General features: G+C 60.4%; 12 protein-coding genes. 11 read left to right on the forward strand and 1 reads right to left on the reverse strand.

Translation table 11 applies throughout. The annotated features are described in order from the left end of the window. Positions 1-105 precede the first annotated feature (105 nt). From JQ617_RS02110 to JQ617_RS02145, 8 genes are all read left to right on the forward strand, one after another. Complete coding sequence (locus JQ617_RS02110) at positions 106-972, forward strand: branched-chain amino acid ABC transporter permease (RefSeq protein WP_212024042.1); 867 nt, start codon at positions 106-108, stop codon at positions 970-972. Beyond that, on the forward strand, positions 969-1,973 hold the full coding sequence (locus JQ617_RS02115; RefSeq protein ID WP_212024044.1) for a branched-chain amino acid ABC transporter permease: 1,005 nt from the start codon (positions 969-971) through the stop codon (positions 1,971-1,973). The genes JQ617_RS02110 and JQ617_RS02115 overlap by 4 nt, the downstream gene beginning before the upstream one ends. Then, the gene (locus JQ617_RS02120) at positions 1,970-2,788 is read left to right on the forward strand and encodes an ABC transporter ATP-binding protein (protein WP_212024046.1); all 819 of its coding nucleotides are present in this window, start codon (positions 1,970-1,972) and stop codon (positions 2,786-2,788) included. The genes JQ617_RS02115 and JQ617_RS02120 overlap by 4 nt, the downstream gene beginning before the upstream one ends. 31 nt (positions 2,789-2,819) lie before the next feature. Continuing rightward, a complete protein-coding gene (locus JQ617_RS02125; protein ID WP_212024048.1) occupies positions 2,820-3,923 on the forward strand; it encodes an ABC transporter substrate-binding protein in 1,104 nt (367 codons plus the stop codon). A gap of 49 nt (positions 3,924-3,972) precedes the next feature. Next, positions 3,973-4,677, forward strand: coding sequence for an ABC transporter ATP-binding protein (locus JQ617_RS02130; protein WP_212024050.1), 705 nt, complete (start codon positions 3,973-3,975; stop codon positions 4,675-4,677). Positions 4,678-4,870: 193 nt separating this feature from the next. Next, the gene (locus tag JQ617_RS02135) at positions 4,871-7,000 is read left to right on the forward strand and encodes a hydantoinase/oxoprolinase family protein (RefSeq protein WP_212024052.1); all 2,130 of its coding nucleotides are present in this window, start codon (positions 4,871-4,873) and stop codon (positions 6,998-7,000) included. Beyond that, positions 6,993-8,732, forward strand: coding sequence for a hydantoinase B/oxoprolinase family protein (locus JQ617_RS02140; protein ID WP_212024054.1), 1,740 nt, complete (start codon positions 6,993-6,995; stop codon positions 8,730-8,732). Before JQ617_RS02135 ends, JQ617_RS02140 begins: the two co-directional genes overlap by 8 nt. Beyond that, positions 8,729-10,324: a flavin-containing monooxygenase gene (locus tag JQ617_RS02145; protein WP_249156582.1), complete on the forward strand. Its 1,596-nt coding sequence runs from the start codon at positions 8,729-8,731 to the stop codon at positions 10,322-10,324. The genes JQ617_RS02140 and JQ617_RS02145 overlap by 4 nt, the downstream gene beginning before the upstream one ends. Positions 10,325-10,680: 356 nt before the next feature. Here the strand turns inward: JQ617_RS02145 and JQ617_RS02150 are convergent, their stop codons facing one another. Continuing rightward, a complete protein-coding gene (locus JQ617_RS02150; RefSeq protein ID WP_212024056.1) occupies positions 10,681-11,052 on the reverse strand; it encodes a winged helix-turn-helix transcriptional regulator in 372 nt (123 codons plus the stop codon). 292 nt (positions 11,053-11,344) lie between these two features. On the opposite strand from JQ617_RS02150, the gene JQ617_RS02155 reads away from it, so the two are divergent. The 3 genes from JQ617_RS02155 to JQ617_RS02165 all read left to right on the forward strand — a co-directional run bounded on the left by JQ617_RS02155 (position 11,345) and on the right by JQ617_RS02165 (position 15,767). Continuing rightward, complete coding sequence (locus JQ617_RS02155; protein WP_212024058.1) at positions 11,345-12,334, forward strand: quinone oxidoreductase family protein; 990 nt, start codon at positions 11,345-11,347, stop codon at positions 12,332-12,334. Between the two features lie 554 nt (positions 12,335-12,888). Continuing rightward, a complete protein-coding gene (locus JQ617_RS02160) occupies positions 12,889-14,484 on the forward strand; it encodes a class I adenylate-forming enzyme family protein (protein WP_212024060.1) in 1,596 nt (531 codons plus the stop codon). An 83-nt stretch (positions 14,485-14,567) separates the two neighbouring features. Beyond that, positions 14,568-15,767 (forward strand): ABC transporter substrate-binding protein, encoded by a 1,200-nt coding sequence (locus tag JQ617_RS02165; protein WP_212024062.1) that lies wholly within the window; start codon positions 14,568-14,570, stop codon positions 15,765-15,767. The last annotated feature ends 13 nt before the right edge of the window (positions 15,768-15,780 follow it).

Consider the following 15,780-nt stretch of genomic DNA (forward strand, 5'->3'; position numbering starts at 1 on the left):
CCACGTGCCGTGGCGGGGCTCTGTCCCAGGCTCTAAAGCAACTCCGCCAGTTCGATTCTGCGATGCAACGCGGAACGACATAAATCAGGGAGGGAGGGGGGCGGAGTGATCGATCTTGTTGGACAACTCGCCATCCTCGGGGTCGCCAACGGTGTCGGCTATGTAGTCGCGTCGCTGGGGCTCACCATTATTTTCGGCGTCATGCGAGTCGTGAACTTCGCCCATGGCGAGTTTTACATGCTCGGTGCGTTCACCGCGTCAACTCTGATCGCGGGACTTGGATTGCACTATCTCGTGGCCTTGCCGCTCGCTGCGATCATCGTGGGATTTATCGGGCTCGTCTGCGAAAGGTTGGCCCTCGCGCCGCTTCACGACAGGTCTCCTCTCACCTCGCTGCTCGCCACGCTCGGTCTCAGCATTATTCTACTCAACGGAGCCGAACTCATTTGGGGTGCGTCGCCGCGCCCGGTTCAAAGTCCGTTTGAACAGGAAGTCGTCGTCCTCGGCCCCGTCTATCTGACCGGGCAGCGCATTCTCATCATGCTGGTTGGCGCGGTCGTCGTCTCGCTGCTCGGCATGTTTCTCAGATACGCCACGTCAGGCAAGCTCATTCGCGCTACGGCTCAGGACCCGGAGGGCGCTGCCTTGGTCGGCATCAACGTAGGCGCGGTGCGGGGCATCACTTTCGGCATCGGATGCGGCTTGGCCGGCCTGTCGGGCGGCCTGCTCGGGGCGACTGCGATGGCTTACCCGTTCATGGGGCAGGCCATCGCCCTCAAGGCGTTCGCCGTCATCATCCTCGGTGGTTTGGGAAGTGTTCCCGGCGCGATTCTCGGCGGACTGGCTCTCGGCCTCGTGGAGGCGATCGCAGGAGGATTGCTGTCCACCGAATACAAGGACCTCTTCAGCTACGCGGTCATCATCTCCGTTCTGCTGTTGCGGCCGAGCGGCCTGGTCGGTGCACGACGATGAGAGAGATTGTGGCAGTCGATGTGAGACGCTTTGCCCTCTACGGCGTCGTTTTCCTGATCGCCTGCACGGCGCCGCTCGTGGTGCCGAGCGGTTATTTCCTCCATCTTCTGGTCCTCTTCCTGATCTTCGGGACACTCGCACTGAGCCTGAGCATCGTCGTCGGATTTCTCGGCGAGTTGACGCTGGGGCAGGCGGGGTTCTTCGCAGTCGGCGCCTATGCGTCCGCTCTACTGAGCGTCGATCAGAACTGGCCCTTCTGGTTTTCGCTTCCGGCGGCCGGACTGATTTCCGGCCTGACCGGCGTCCTCGTCGGGCTCCCCTCCTTCCGCCTGCAAGGACCGTACTTTGCCATCGTGACGCTCGGGTTTTCCCAGATCATCGGCCTGGTCATCACGAATTCCATCTCCATTACACGGGGCCCGATGGGCATCTCGCGGATTCCGGCGCCGACGCTTGACCTCCCGATGCTTCCGACGATCCGATTCAATACTGAACTGTCCTTCTACTACCTCGCCCTCGCGCTGCTGATCTTGGTCATATACGTAGTCCGCCGGCTGCTCGTCTCCCGGACCGGCCGCGCGATCGTGGCGATCCGCGAGAACGCAAGTCTCGCCGAGTCGGTAGGTATCGATCTGTATCGGTACAAGATCACCGCGTTCTTCATTTCCACCTTCATCGCAGGAATCGCGGGCGCGATGTATGCCCACTACGTCAGGGTGATCACGCCTCACCTCGCCGACGTTTACTACACGTCCAGCGCGCTCATCATGGTCGTCGTCGGCGGAGCTGCCACCATATCAGGCGCGCTCATCGGAGCCTTCGTTTTCACGATCTTGCCCGAAATTCTGCGCTTTGTTGAGGATGCGAGGCTTCTCGTCTTCGGCGTGATCCTCATTCTGTCGATCCACTACATGCCGAAGGGGGTCGGACCGGCTCTCGCGCAGCTGGCGGGTCGGCTGTCACGCCGCGGCGGGATTTCGAGCGGTGGGAATTCCAAATGAGTTCGGAAAACTACCTCCAAGTCACGGATTTGACGGTCAAATACGGAGGGTTGTTGGCCGTAAACAAGTTCTGCATGACCGTCAAGCAAGGCGAGATCGTCAGCCTCATAGGTCCGAACGGTGCCGGCAAGACCACGGTCCTCAACCTTCTCACCGGCTTTGCGAGGCCGTCAGGCGGGCGAATAGATTTCCGAGGTCGCGACGTCACCGGATTGCCCCCGGCGTGGATCGCCGCAAACGGGATCCGTAGGACCTTCCAGCAAAACAGCCTGATGTTTGATCTCACGGTCGGAGAGAACATTCGCGCCGGCCTCCACACGCGCGTCAGTACGGGTTTGTTTGCATCGCTGTTCAATAGCGCCGCGTTCCGGGAGGAAGATCGGACGATGCGCATCGCCGTCGACCGCGTGCTGGACGCGGTCGGCATGCAGGCGCAGCGAGACGTCGCCGCCCGCAACCTGCCCTTCGGCGACCAGCGCAAGCTCGGCATCGGGATTGCGATCGCGGCGCAGCCAAGTCTGCTCTTGCTGGACGAGCCGGCCGCCGGGCTCAATCCGGACGAAAGCGCTCAACTCACGGCGCTGATCTGCCGGTTGAGGCAGGATGGAATCACGATCGTGCTGGTCGAGCACGACATGCGGGTCGTCATGGGGGTGAGCGACCGCATCGTCGTACTCAGCCGCGGCGAGAAGCTCGCCGAGGGCACCGGACCGGAAATCTCCACGAACGCGGAAGTGCTGCGCGCCTATCTCGGCGACGGCTCCTGGGCGATGCCGGCAACCGTCGATTCAGAACATAACCAACAGGAGGGTTGAAATGAGACAAAGAACGAGAGCAGTTCGCAAGTTGACCGGGCTCATAGCGCTTGCCGTCGGCGCGATGCTGGCCGGCGGAGCGTGGGCGCAGTCCGAGACGCCGGCCAAAATCGGGGTAACGCTTCCGCTATCGGGGCCGCTGTCCGTCAATGGCCGCAATTACCAAAACGCTATGGTGCTTGCCGAGAAGAAGATCAAGGCCGAGCTACGCAGGCCCTTTGAGGTGATCGTGTACGACGACAAGGGGGTCACTGAAGAGGCCGTGAGCGCGGCAAAGAAGCTCTTCTCGCGGGACGGGGTCGATGCGCTCGTGAGCGGCGCGATCAGCGGTCCGGCGCTGGCCCAGAAGGAAGTCTCGCGCGAGGCGGGCAAAGTCCATGTCATCATCACGGCCCAGCACAAGGATATTACCCTGCAAGGGCACTCGCATCTGTTCCGGTTCAACACCACCGTGGAGATGGGAAGTCGCGCCCTACTGAAGTACGTGGTCGAAAAGGTCAAACCGCGTTCGGTCTGGTACCTCGGGGTCAACGACGAGTACGGACGCTCCGTCGCTGCGGTTTACAAGGAAACGCTGGAGAAAAGCGGGATACAGCTTCTCGGCACGGAGTTCTACAACAGCAACGACACCGATTTCCTGATCTACCTCGCCCGGGGCAAGTCCGCAAAGCCTGATCTAGTGATGCTGGCCGCTCCCTCCGACGCGGTGGCCGCGACGATCCTGAAGCAGAAGAAGCAGATCGGGTTCGATGCTCCGACAGCGCAGGCGGCCGGGGTCTTGACCAAAACGCTCGTGGATCTGGCGGGCGGCGCGGCAGAAGGCATCGTCAGTGTCGATAGCTGGGTAAAGACGTTGGAAACGCCGGCGAACAAATGGTTCGTGGAGAACTATGAGAAGGACTTCGGCAAGCCAGCCGGCAAGCAGGAGGCGACCGCATTCGAATCGCTGCTGTTTCTCGCGCAAGCCATCGAAAAGGCCGGGTCCGCGACGGACGCCGACAAGATTTCTGAAGCGTTCCGGACCACCACTTTCGTGGGACCCCGCGGCAACATCACGTTCGACAACATCGGTCAGGCGCTCGTGACGGATAATCCGATCGTCGTGCGCAAGGGCGAAATCGTGCTGGCGGAGTGATGCCAATGGATCTGTCGGCAGGCAAAGCGGCGAGACGCGGGTCTAGACGATGCTTCAGGTAGAGAATCTTCACGTCCGTTACGGTGAAGTCACAGCCCTCAGTGGCGTCGATATCGTCGCCAAGGAGGGAGAGTTCGTGACCCTCATCGGCGCGAACGGAGCCGGGAAAAGCACGCTTCTGCGCACGATTTCGGGCCTTTCGAGGCCTTCCGAAGGAGCGATATCATATCGCGACTCGCGGATCGACCGTCTTCCAGCCCATGCCATCGTGGGGTTGGGCCTTGTCCACGTTCCGGAACGCCGTTCGCTTTTCCCCGCCATGACCGTGATGGAGAATCTTGAGCTCGGGGCCTATCGCCTCAAGGAAAAGTCCGAATTCGGGGGCCGGTTGCGTTCCGTGTTCGACGATTTCCCGGTGCTCGAGGAAAAGCAGGATCGGCTCGCGGGCAACATGTCCGGAGGTGAACAGCAGATGTGCGCGATAGCGCGAGGACTGATGCTGGGCCCCAAACTCCTTCTGCTGGATGAGCCGTCCCTGGGGCTGTCGCCTCTCCTGGTCGGCATGCTGGGCACCATCATGAAGCGCCTTCACGAAGGCGGGCTCTCCATCATCCTCGTGGAGCAGAATGCATTTCTGGCGCTCCGCCTTGCCGACCGCGCTTACGTCCTGGAGCGAGGTCGCATCGCGCTTGAGGGAACAGGTCGGGAATTGCTCAACAGCGACCGCGTGCGGAAGGCCTATCTCGGTCTCTGACGAAAAACCCGTCGCGCGCGAGCGGCCGGCGCCAGCTGATGAATTGGCGTCACATCGGTTTGTCGCCCGAGCCTCTGGCCGGCGGAAACGGTTCGAGTATGAACCGACGATAGATCCCACTCGTCTCGTTTCGCACGGGCCGGGTGGAAGCCAAGTAACAATATCTGACGGCCAAACGGGAGCGGGATGCACGATGGACCAGGTTGCACCGGATGTTGCGGCGGACAGTCACGGCCGCCGCTACCTGATAGCAGCGGATACAGGCGGTACCTTCACGGACCTTGCTGTGTTCGACACGCAAACCGGAGAGACTCGCTTCGGAAAGACGTTGACGACCTATGGCGATCTGGTCGAGGGCGTCATTGCCGGCCTTGAGGACACCAAGGTTGGGCTGGATCAGGCGGCAATATTCAAGCACGGCACCACGCACGTCATCAATGCTTTCATCCAGAGGCAGGGTGCACGGACCGCTCTGGTAACGACAAAGGGTTTCCGCGACGTGCTTGAAATCGCGCGCGGCAACCGGCCGGAGACCTTTGACCTTCGGTACCGTCGGCAAGAATGTCTTGTGCCGCGACGGCTTCGATTCGAAGTGGAGGAGCGGATCGAAGGAAAGGGCGAGGTGGTTCAGCCTCTGGATCACGAGGATGTAAAGCGGCTCATTCCCGTTCTGCGCGACGCCGGCGTCGAAGCGATCGCCGTGTCGTTGTTGAACTCGTACGTCAATCCGGTCCATGAGGAGGAGGTCGCACGGATACTATCCGAAGCGTTGCCCGGCGTTTACGTCACTTCGGGAACGCGGCTGTCACGGGAGTGGATGGAATACGAGAGAACATCGACGGCCGTGGCCAACGCTTTCGTCGGCGCGCGAATGTCGGAATACATCACGGGCTTCTTTTCCGAGTTGAACGAACGCGACTTCCGCGGACGGTTCTATCTTTCAAGCTCGAGCGGCGGAGTGATCACGGCCGAGGACGCGGTGGCTCAGCCGATCGCCCTCGTCGAGTCCGGTCCGGTCGGAGGCTGCATCGGGGCCGCCGCCTACGCGACCGCCTTGAAGCTGCCCCGGGTCGTAGCGTTCGACATGGGGGGTACGACGGCCAAGTGCGCGCTCGTCGAAGATGGGCGGTTCGATGTCATAAGCACCTATTGGGTAGGTGGGTACGAGCGCGGGTTTCCGATACGCACGCCAGTTCTCGATATTGTCGAAGTCGGCGCGGGTGGTGGCTCCGTCGCCTGGGTCGACGAGAACAAGCGTATGCGCCTTGGTCCCAAGAGCGCCGGGTCGACGCCGGGTCCGATCGCATTCGGCCGCGGAGGTAGTCAGCCCACCGTGACCGACGCGAACGTCGTGCTCGGCCGCATCGGATCGGACAGCTTCATGGGCGGCCGATTGACGCTCGATGTAAAGTCGGCTGAGAAGTTCATTTCGGAGCAGCTCGCGCTACCGCTGGGGTACTCAGGGCCGGACGCGATCGACCAGGTCTCGCAGGGCATCCTGGATCTCGCCAACGTCACCATGGCGGGCGCGATCAAGGAGATCACTGTCGAGCGGGGCCGCGATATTCGCGACTATCTGCTGTTCGTATTCGGAGGCGGCGGTCCGCTCTTCGCGGCCGAACTCGCAAGAGATCTCGGGATCAAAGAGGTCGTGGTTCCGCCGCATCCCGGAGCATTCTCGTCGCTGGGAATGCTGATGACGGAGGCGCGCCGCGATGCGGCCCGGACGTTCCTGAGCGGCCTCTCTCCAGCTTCGGTCGAAGACGCCGAGTCATTGTTCGAAACCATGGAGCGCGAGCTACGGGAGTCGATGAGCGCCGAGTTCGACGTACGGCGCATCTCGTATGTCCGCGAAGCCGATATGAACTACGTAGGCCAATCCCACACCGTACGGGTCAGCCTGCCACCCCAGCTCTCGGTTGAGACAGTCAGATCGGCGTTCGAAAAGGAATATCTCGCCCGTTACGGTCATTCGAACGAGGGAATGGACGTGGCGTTCGTGGCGCTACGCACCGGCGGCGTCGTTCCGACCGCCAGGCCGAGCCTCGAGGCGGTCAAATGGGTCGGCGAAATCGATGCCGAGCCCGAGCCCCACTCTCACAGGTCGGTCTATTTCGCCCAAGCCAAGGCACGATTGACAACCCCCGTCTACCGCCGCTCGGACCTGGCGATCGGCGCCGCCATCGAAGGTCCCGCCGTCGTCGAGGAATACAGTTCGACGACGGTGATCGGGGCTGGAGACCGTCTCGTCGTGGGCAAGCTGGGAGAGCTCCACATCACATGCGCGATCAATCGAAAGGCGGAGAGACCGACCCATGAATAAGATGCTTCCTTCCCGCGCGGCCGTTTCTGCCGTCGACCCGATCGAACTTCAGATCATTCGACAGCGCCTAATCGCCATCCCGAATCTGATCGAGAAGAATATCGAGAGAACGGCGTTCAGTCTCCTGGTTCAGGAATACAAGGACTACGCCGTCGGCTTCGTCGACGCCTGCGGGCAATTGGTGACGCAGTCACGCTACAGTCTTCCGGCTTTCGTCGCGAATGCTCTCGGTCTCGGTGTACGATCCGGTCTGGCGACCTTCGGCGAAGAGGGCATGCGCGACGGGGATGTTTTCTTCGTCAGCGATGCGGAAGTTCTCGGTGGACACCTCAATGATATCTGCATGTTCACGCCGATACGGATCGATGGCGCCCTGATCGGCTTCTTCGCCGTGATCGTTCACTGGATAGATATCGGGGGAGCCACGGCAGGCTCCTGCCTTGCGCCCACAGCGACCGAATTGGCGCAGGAAGGCATTCAATATCCAGTAATGAGGCTTGTGCAGGAAGGGCGCAGGCTCGACGACATCTTTCGCCTGATCGCGAAGAATACGCGATTTCCGCAACTCCTGATGGGCGACGTCGAGGCGCAGCTCGGTGGATGCGTGATGGGTCGCGAATTGGTCGGCGAGGTCGTCGAGCAACACGGTCAGGCCGGCATCCTTGCCGCCATCGAAGCCATGCGAGTTGACTCCAGACAGAACATGGCCCGTGCCATTCGTGCGGTGCCACCCGGCACCTACACGGCGTCGTCGTTCTTCGACGACGACGGAATAGCTTTGGACCAGCCGATCAATGTGAATGTGAAGGTGATCGCCGATGGCGAGACCCTCACGGTCGATTTCTACGACGTCAGCGACCAAGTTCCGGGACCGTTCAATTCGGGTCGCGACGGAGGAGCCGTGGCTACTGCCCGGATGGCGCTCAAGTTCCTGCTGTCCTCTTCTACCCCGGTCAACGAAGGGGAATTCGACAACATCCGTGTTGAAATTCCGGAGGGAAAGTTTCTGAGCGCAAATGCCGAAGCACCGCACGGATCGGGTCCAAATACCCACGCCTCGGTGGTCGACACGATCCTTCGAGCATTTCACGAGGCCCTCCCCGATATGGTCCCCGCAGGGCATCACGGGATATTCGGCACGCACACGATAACGGGCGTCGATGAAAGGACCGGTCAACGGTTTCTGTGCATGGACGCGATGTCGGGAGGCTGGGGAGCCTTTTCGAATTCCGACGGGCCTGGCCCTTTCCGGTCCACTGCTCACGGCGACGTGCGGGACGTGCCCGTCGAAATTCAGGAGGCCTTGTACCCTTACCGTATCGAAACCAAGCGTTTGCGGGAGGATTCGGGCGGAGCCGGGCGTTTCCGCGGTGGTCTCGGCATCGAGAAGGTCTACCGCTTCCTGCAGCCGCTTACGCTGATGAACAAGCTAGATAGAACAAAATGCCCGCCTTGGGGATTGGCCGGCGGCGCGCCGGGCGAGCCGGCCGGGGGAGAGGTGATCCGGGCTTCCGGCGAACGTCACCCTCTCCGCAAGGGAGTTCTGGCGGTAGGTAGGGACGATCGTCTCGTCATTTCAAGCGGCGGCGGCGGCGGTCACGGGCCTGCGAGCGAACGCGAAGCAGACCGGCTCAACGCGGACGTTCTGGAGGGTTATGTCACCGTCGCCGGAGCGCTCCGCGACTACGGCGTCGCGTTGAAGACCGGAGCAGATCAGGGACAGGAATCATGAACCCGACAAAAGCAATGGAGCCGCTCGCTTCGCAAAATGTGCCCTACGAGCAGTTCGACGTCGTGATCGTCGGGGCAGGCATCTCCGGAGTCGGAGCGGGACATCATCTTGTTCATGAATGCCCCGGGACGACATTCGTCATGCTCGAGATGCAAGATAGCTTCGGCGGAACCTGGCTCACCCATCGTTATCCGGGCGTGCGATCAGACAGCGATCTCTTCACGTTCGGCTATCGCTTCAAGCCGTGGACCGGCGCGCCCCTGGCCTCTCGAGAGGAAATCCTGAGATACATGGGCGAGGTCATCGAAGATGACCGTCTCGATGCGCACATCCGGTACCGGCACAATATCCTGTCCGCGAATTGGTCTAGCGAGAATAACAGATGGACCCTCCAGGTCCTGCGTCCGGACGGCAGCGAACTTACCGTTTCCGCCAAGTTCCTCTGGATGTGCCAGGGCTATTATCGTCATTCCGAAGGCTATCTCCCCGCTTGGGAGGGTTTGGAAACGTATGAGGGACGCCTCGTTCACCCTCAGACGTGGTCGGACGACATTGAACTCAAGGACAAGAACGTAGTCGTCATCGGTTCAGGCGCGACGGCCGCTACTCTCATTCCGGCGATTGCCGACGAGTGTCGACACGTTACAATGCTGCAGCGATCGCCGGGTTATTACCGCACCGGCCGCAACGTCAACGAACTCGCCGATATGCTGCGAGCGCTGCAGGTCGACGAAAAATGGATCCACGAGATCGTGCGTCGAAAAGTTCTGCATGACCAACATCTAATGGCCAAGCGGTCGTTCAGCGAACCGGAGCAACTACGGAGCGAGCTCCTCGCCGGCGTGAGCGCGCATTTGGGCGCGGACCACGAATTGGAGCCTCATTTCGCGCCGACCTACAGGCCTTGGAGTCAGCGGATCCTGTTCGTTCCGGACGGCGATTTATTCCGCACGATCAGATCGGGAAAGGCATCGGTGGAGACCGATGAGATCGTCCGCTTTACGCCTTCCGGTCCGTTGCTGCGTTCCGGCAAACAGATTTCCGCGGATATCGCCATCGCAGCGACCGGCTTCAACCTGAGCGTAATGGGGGACATCGCTTTCACGTTGGATGGCAAGCCGCTCGACTTCGCAGACACCGTGACCTATCGCGGAATGATGTTTACCGGCGTCCCCAACCTGGTTTGGGTATTCGGCTATTTTCGCGCAAGCTGGACGATGAGGGCCGATCTCGTCTCCGATTTCGTCTGCCGTCTTCTGCGCCATATGAAGGAAACCGGAGCGGCGCGGGTCACGCCCTCTTTACGTATCGAGGATCACGGGATGCAATTGTCTCCTTGGATCAACCCGGACAACTTCAATCCTGGGTACTTGAATCGTTCGATGCACCTTCTGCCTAAATGCGGCGACAGAGCACCTTGGCAGAACAACCAGGATTACTGGACCGAGAAGGACGAGTTCGCTTCGATTGATTTCACCGAGAGAGCGCTAGTCTATGGCGGACCCAATGTGGTTCAATCCGACACGACGCCCGTTTCGTTGCGGGAGAAGAAGACGAACTATGCCGTGCCGATTACGGCTTCCCAGGATTGAGGTACGCACCCGTCATCGCTTTCGGTGCACCGGGGGATTCCGACCATAGGGAAGCTAAGTACTCCGGAACGAACTCAACTGAGTGGCTCCACAACACGATTGAGCTGATGGCTCGCATACCTCTGCACGAGCATGGTGGCAGCCTCAGACGCAGCTGCCGAGTACCCCTTGTCTCCATGCACAAGGATCATCGAGATCGCGCCTTCCGAGAGCAGTCGAGCAACCTGCATGACGCCCCATCGGCCGAGGAGATGGATCGCATTCGCCAAGTGTTGGTTCAGCGGCAAACATAAGGCGGCCGCTGTTGGGGAAAGTGGCCTCGTCGCGACATAGGGCTTTCGTGCCGACGAACTGAGCTACGAAACGCCCAAGCTCCTCTCGTTGAATGCACGACGCGCCTTGTCGACGGCCTCTCGATGCTCGACCGTCCAGTTGTAGAGAGCCTGGAACGGCTTCTTCAGCGTGCGTCCGAGCGGCGTGATGCTGTATTCGACAGCGACGGGCGAAACGGGGATAACGCGACGAGCAACGATGCCGTTGCGTTCGAGGCGCCTTAACGCCTCCGTGAGGGCCTTTTGGGTGACACCGTCCAATTCTCGCTTCAACGCGTTGAACCGCAACGGACCTGGCAGCAACGCAGCGAGAATCAAGATCGACCATTTGTCGGCGATCTGATCGAGGATTAGACGGCTGGGACAGACATCATTCCGGTGCGCATCTCTTTTCATTGCGGTTTCCTCGAAGATACCTGGGTGATTCAAAGTACCTAATTGACGATAGGTATATTCGGTATACCTCAATGGGCAAAGCCAAAAACTGCGACACCTGCTTCAGCATGCGCCGCCTCATCACTCCCGAGCCCATTCATTCCTGCGCCAGAGTTCGGCGACGATGAGATCCCGGCACCCAACTTGCGCGCTGAATTCGCACCGGGCGCGGTCGGCTTTTGCTGCGCATTGCAGCGACTCCAAGAGGGCGGGGCAGACCGCTCCGCCGAATTCTCTAACCTAGGAAGAAAACATGAAAGCAGTACGGTTTCACGGGACTGGCGGGCCTGAGGTCCTTGTCTACGAGGATGTGCCCGACCCGACGCCCAAGGACGGGGAAGTCTTGATCCGGGTTGAGGCCGTCGGGCTCAACTTCGCCGACGTGATGCGCCGGCGCGGCGACGACTATCCCGAGCCGTCGCCGCCGCCCTTCATTTTAGGGGCTGAAGTTGCCGGCACGATCGCTGCCGTTGGAAAAGGTGTCACCTCGCTTGCAGTCGGGACGCCGGTTCTTGCGACTCCAGGAGCCGGAGGATACGCACAGTACATTTGCGTTCCGGCTAAAATCGTCGTTCCGCTTCCACCTGGCGTTGGCACCGTACAGGCCGCTGCTGTGGTTGCGCACGGGCTGACCGCGGCCCTCGTGCTCCGCAAAGCCGCGCGGCTCGCGCCGGGCGAAAGCGTGCTGATTGAAGCAGCCGCCGGAGGCGTGGGCTCTTTCGCTGTCCAACTGGCCAAGCTTTATGGCGCGGGCAAGGTCATCGCCGCGGCCAGCACGCCCGAGAAGCGCGCAATCGCCGAACGCCTTGGTGCGGACGCATCGGTCGATTACACGGCGCCGGGCTGGGCTGCGAAGGTACGAGAGCTGACGAACGGTCGCGGCGTTGATATCGTGCTGGAGACTGCGGGCGGTGAAACCGTCGCCCAGGCACTCGACGCGATGGCGCCCTTTGGCCGAATGATTTTCATCGGCCAGTCGAGCGGTCAAACGGCTCGGGTCGAGCCATGGCAGCTCACGGTTCCGAACCTCACGGTGACGGGCTTCTATGTTGGCGCATATCTCGCTTTCGCGGACCTCGTCCAGGCCACGCTGGGTGAGATTTTCGGTTTCATCATGAGCGGAAAGCTGTCGCTTGAGGTAGGTACGGTTCTGCCGCTTTCGAAGGCGGCAGAAGCGCATCGGCTTCTCGAAGGCCGAAAGACCACGGGGAAGGTTGTACTGCAGCCCTGGGTCGACGCCTGATTTGAGCAAATGATCTACTATACGGCGCCAAAGACTTGGCGCCGTATGGTGAACCCTGGTGGCTGCCGGCTGTATCCAGCCTCGACGTGATGACCGATACAGCACTCGTAGGCGGGCCACGCGATTAATGCGAGCGGCGAACGAACGTTGCCGCCGTTAATGGTCTGGGCAACTCGCGAATTCCTCGGCCGCCCGAATGATGCCGGGTTTCGACGAGTTTTTGAACCTCCGTACACGAAGCCGTCACGCAGGATCAGCGGACATGATCGAGCGCCGATTGCCCCACGACTACCCTTGCCCCGAGCAGGGTATTTTCTCGATGGGGTCCTGCCCGTTTTCTTAGCGGTTTTGCGTCAAGATCTTTTAATTCCAAATAGGAATGGGATGTGATTATGGATTCGTGGCCAAATCATAGCGTTTGTGCGCATCGGTATGACTTGACAGTTCTATTTTAGAACGTTTTACTTGCTCGTCTAGTAGGACGAATGGTGCGGACCTGCCCGATTGAAGGAGGCCGCGCAACGCTGCCGAAAAAAGGCACGAGGGAGGACGGTATGAGGAGCGTGGACGAGCTCACCGCAGCCGAATTGTTGGACGGCCTGCCGTTCAGAGTGCACGAGGTCTACGCGCCGTTCGTGCGGGATATTCCGAATCATTCGGCCTTTGTGGAAGGCGGGCGTTCCTGGAGCTACCGGCAGTTCTCAGGCGCTGTCGACGCCGCGGCAAAGGATCTCGCCGGTTTGGGCATCAGGCCCGGTGATCGCGTGATGATCGCGAGCGAGAACAGCGTGGCCCTGGGGGCGATGCTCTTCGCCGCGAGTAAGCTTGATGCATGGGGTATTCCGGTCAATCCCCGCCTTTCGCCAAGAGAGATTGACCTGATCGGGACGCACAGCGGCGCCAGACGCGTATTGTTCAATTCGGCGCTATCGAAGGAAGCGGCCGATCATGCCAGCCGCGTCGGCGCGAAAATCGGCGCTGTGGGGCCATTCGGTGGAATCGGTGTCGGTCCTCTCAATGCGGACACGCAAGCGGAGCCGGTCGAAAAGGATGGTGCGCGCCAGGTCGCCGGCCTTTTGTACACCTCTGGCACGACCGGTGCGCCGAAAGGCGTCATGTTGAGCCATCGCAATCTCCTTTTCACCGCAAGGACGTCGGGAATTCTTCGCCAAAGCAATCCAGGCGACCGCATCTACGGCGTGCTGCCGATGTCGCACATCGTCGGATATTCGATCCTGCTGATCGCAACGCTGATGCACGGCGGCACATTGTATGTTGTGGCCAAGGCCGATCCCGCTGCGCTGGCCCATGCCATAGCCGAGGAGGGGATCACGAGCCTGTTCGGCGTGCCGGCTACATATCAGCGTCTGCTCGAACACAAGGCGGTCAAGGGCATCCAACAGCTCGAGCGAGGCAAGCTTCGGACCATGGCCGTTGCCGGCGCTCCACTCGACCTCGATCTCAAGAAGCGGATCGAGGACGAGTTTGGCATCCCGCTGTTGAACAACTACGGCATAACCGAATGTTCGCCCGGGCTATCGGGAGTCCGTTCGGAACAGCCCGTTTCGGATGAGTCGGTCGGGCCCTTTCTTCCCGGCATCGAGCACCGGATCGTGGACGGGCAGGGAAAAAGAGTGGCGGCCGGCGAGGTGGGCGAATTACACGTTCGAGGTCCGAACATCATGCTCGGTTACTATCGCGCCCCCGACCTGACGGCGGCGGCGATTGATGACCAGGGATGGTTCAACACGGGGGACCTCGCCCGGGTGAACGGCAAGGGGCATCTCTACATCGCCGGTCGCACTAAGGAACTGATCATCCGCTCCGGCTTCAACGTTTACCCCGCCGAGGTGGAGGCGGTCTTGAACGCACACGACCAGGTCGTTCAATCGGCCGTAGTCGGACGAAAGGTCGACGGCAATGAGGAGGTCGTCGCGTTCGTTCAGCTTCTCCCCGGTGCCAGCATTAGCGCCGAAGACCTCAAGGCGTACACGTCCCAATTGCTCACGTCGTACAAGCGTCCGACCGAATTGATCGTGCTCGACGCTCTGCCCGCTGCTTCAACCGGCAAGATACTCAAGCACAAGCTGCGGGAGATGGCGAACGCGCGAGCGAGCGCAGGGACGTCCAGCGCGGCGGCCGCGGGCTGACGGACGGGAAACCCCGAAATCGAGTTACGCCCGATCAAGGAAGAATGGTGAGCGGCGGAATTGTCGCCGAAGGGAGATGGCAAATGTTCAAAATGACCATGATTGTCGCTGCACTCGCGTTTTCGATAGCCGGCGCACCGGCCCGCGCGGAGACGCCGGGAGTCAGCGAATCTGAGGTTAAGATAGGAGCGACTTTTCCGTTTAGCGGCCCCGCTTCGCCGCTCAGCAATACGGGCAAGGGCATGATCGCCTACGTTAATTCGATCAACGAGCGTGGCGGCATCAACGGACGGAAGATCAATCTCGTCACCTACGACGATGGTTACAGCCCTCCCAAGACGGTAGAGCAGACTAGGAAGCTCATCGAGAGCGATGAGGTGGCATTCCTGTTCGGCCCGCTGGGTACGCCTGGCATCAGCGCCACCATCAAGTACGTCAACGCGAAAAAAGTGCCCCATCTGTTTGTCGTGAGCGGAGTCACAAAATTCACGAACTTCGCTGAATTCCCGATGACCACGACTGGATTGCCGAGCTACGACACCGAGGGACGGATCTACGCAAAATACATCACCCAGACCCGTCCGGACGCGAAGATTGCCATCCTGTATCAGAACGACGATCTGGGTAAGGACTTCGTCAACGCATTCAAGGGCTACCTGAAGGATGATTTCGACAAGAAGGTCGTGGTATCCTCCTATGAAGTGACTGAGCCGACCATTGATTCTCACGTCGTGTCGCTGAAGGCGTCTGGCGCAGAGGCCTTTTTGGTGGCGGGGACGCCAAAATTCGCGGCGCAGGCCATCAAGAAGGTCGACGAGATCGGCTGGAAGCCTCTGTTCCTGATCAACTTTGTGTCAAGCTCCGTGTCGTCGACCATCGTTCCGGCTGGACCGGAAAAGGCGGTGGGCATCGTCGCCGCGACGATCGCCAAGGATCCGAACGACAGGAAGTGGGCCGATGATGCGGGCATCAAGTGGTACCGCGATTTTTTTGCCAAATACCTGCCGGGCGCCGATATCGGCGATAGCAATTATTTGTTCGGTACTCAGCAAGGTCAGATCCTCGAGCAGGTGCTTAAGCAGTGCGGCAACGATCTTTCGCGCGAGAATATCGTCAAGCAATCTCGGAGCATACGCGGGCTGTCGCTTCCCACTCTCATACCGGGCGTTCTGATCAATACGGGCCCGGAAAGCAGCATGGCGTACACGCAGCTGCAACTGCAGCGCTGGAATGGGACAACGTGGGAGCAATTCGGTAACGTGCTCAGCGCCGAGGGCAAGTGAATTGCACCTTCTG

This window comes from Bradyrhizobium sp. KB893862 SZCCT0404 (genome assembly GCF_018130885.1).
GTDB classification, from domain to species: Bacteria; Pseudomonadota; Alphaproteobacteria; order Rhizobiales; family Xanthobacteraceae; genus Bradyrhizobium; species Bradyrhizobium stylosanthis.